This window comes from Sporomusa sp. (assembly GCF_057736855.1).
On sequence record NZ_JBYKYF010000373.1, the window covers coordinates 1 to 2,545 of the forward strand.

The window sequence follows — 2,545 nt, forward strand, 5'->3', positions numbered from 1 at the left end:
TAATACTGCCGGTAATGGCAGCATCAATACCGCCAACCGCAATATCGTCAACAAAAGCCTTATCCATCTTCAAAGCCGTTATTGGCAATTTTTTTAGATACGTCAGGGACGAATAACCACTTCCAAAGTCGTCAAGAGCAACCCGCACTCCTAATATTCTAAGGGCCTCCAGTTTTCGAACATTCTCCTCGAATTGTTCCATTAATACGCTTTCGGTAATTTCCAATTCCAGATATTTGGGCGGTAAACCGGTTTTAGCCAGTACGGCTGTCACGGTTTCAACAAAGTCCTCCTGCATGAGTTGAACAACTGAAATATTTACTGCCGTATACAACCATCCGTAACCTTGGTCATACAGTTGCCGGCTAAAAGCGCAGGTCTGTTCCAATACCCAAGTTCCCATCTCCACAATAAGACCAGTTTCTTCTGCCAACGGAATAAACTTTAGCGGCGACACCAAGCCATAAACTGGACTTTCCCAGCGAAGCAAGGCTTCAAATCCTTTTACCTGACCGGTTTTTAAATTACACTGGGGTTGATAAAGCAGTCTAAGTTCCTGCTGCTCCAGCGTTCGACGCAGTCTGACTTCCATCTGCGTTTTTTCTACTACAGCTTCACGCATGGTTTTATTAAACATCATATAAGTACGTTTACCAGAATTTTTAGCTAAATACATCGCGGTGTCAGCATTGCGTAGAAGTTCGTCAATCGTATCGCCATGCACAGGATAAAGTGCAACACCAGCACTGACTGTAATATAAAAAACATGCTCATGTACCACAATAGGCTGCTCCAGCAGTTCCATTATGGTATCAGCATAGACAGCAAAATCCTTGTCACTATCCATATTAGGTAAAAAAATGATAATCTCGTCTCCGCCCCACCTGGCCACCATGCCTTTGTCATATATCAAGGCATTCAGCATGCTGCTAATAGTGACAAGCAGTTTATCGCCCCAGGAGTGACCGTATGTATCGTTAATCTGTTTGAAATTGTCAATGTCAATAAATAATACCGCTCCCTGTGACCCATCTTCTCGGGACTTAGCTAATGCCTGATTAATGGTTTCTGTCAGCATTTCTCGGTTAGCCAGACCGGTAAGTGCATCATAATAGGCCATATGACTAATTTTTTCTTCTTTGAACTTACGTTCAGTAATATCAGTATAAGAACCAGCCATTCGTATTGGCCGTCCCTGGCTGTCAAACTGAGCCTTGCCTCTGGATAACACCCAGCGATAACCACCTTCAGGTACAGCAATCCTATACTCAACCTCATAAAAAGGGTTACTACCGCTCAAATGCTCCTCTAATTTGGCCAGCATATGCGGCAAATCCTCCTGATGAATAAGTTTCTTCCATTTTTCCTTAGAGTTGATTATTTGTTCAGAAAATCCTAGCATCTCCCGCCCACGGTCAGACACAATCTGGGTATCAGTAACCATATCCCATATCCATAAGGCATCATTCGAGCCTTCAGCCACCAGACGGTACAAATCTTCCTGTTGCAGGGCTTTTTCCTCGTTCACATATATTTCATTCAACTGCTGCGTTAGCTCTTGTACTTGGGTAGCCAACCTTACCTGAATTGACCTAAGTTCCTCATTTTGCTGCAATAACAGCGCTTCTTTTCGCCTAGATTGATGTACTTTTATTACAAAATAAAAATTAATTAAAAGGAGAGTCGAAACAATTGCACTGACGCCAAAATCAACTCCGTTACCCAAAAATTTTGCACCATCTTCCTGTAATATCTTGTAGCATGAATAAGGCAGTATTTTTTTCTCCCCTCCATTATACAATAATACAATAGAAATGCAGGTCTTTTTTTAAGTAATTTTTTTGGAAATATATGCTCTTTGTTAAGAAATGTTCAAAAGATTTACAAACTACTAAGCCGCCAATCCCTTGGAAACCTTCAAAGTCAATTAAAGTCAAAAAGTCAGTAAAAGTTAGACACGCTACGTCTGGCTATTATTTTTCAGCAAATCCGCGTTTTATCCGCAAAAATCATTCTGTATTGCTGTTTATCCAACTCCAATTAATAACACGTTTCTGTTAGTCTTTAATTGTAGATATTGTTATATTTACCAATGACGTAAGAAACCCCATATCTACTATTTGAGGAGGTTAGACATATGAACAGTGAGAAATATACCCAGAAAGCGTCTGCTGCCTTACAGGAGGCGCAACAACTGGCAGCCTTACATTACCATCAGGAGCTAACAACCAAGCATTTGGCACTGGCATTAGTTAAAGATGCAGAAGGCATTATGGCCTATCTTTTGTCCCAATTACAGATTGATGTCCGCATGCTAACCGCTAAATTGGAGCAGTTAATTAAAGCACTGCCCTCGGTTCGCGGCCAAGACAGCGGATTGAGAATGAATACCGCCATGATTCGGGTATTGGCCTTGGCTGAAAAACAAGCGAAAGCCATGAAAGACGAATATATTAGTGTCGAGCATCTGCTGATTGCCATTGCCGATGATGGTGACAGCGATGTAGTGGCTGTCTGCCATAATTTTGGTTTAACCAAAAACCGG

At 41.6% G+C, this 2,545-nt stretch carries 2 protein-coding genes; one reads left to right on the forward strand and one right to left on the reverse strand.

The annotated features are described in order from the left end of the window. Positions 1-1,726, reverse strand: a 1,726-nt coding sequence (locus tag AC29Z1_RS16405) for a putative bifunctional diguanylate cyclase/phosphodiesterase (protein WP_488272524.1), incomplete at its 3' end; no start/stop codon positions are given. Between the two features lie 411 nt (positions 1,727-2,137). Between AC29Z1_RS16405 and AC29Z1_RS16410 the strand changes: the two genes are divergently transcribed. Continuing rightward, positions 2,138-2,545: Clp protease N-terminal domain-containing protein (locus tag AC29Z1_RS16410; protein WP_488272525.1), on the forward strand; the 408-nt coding region annotated here is incomplete at its 3' end.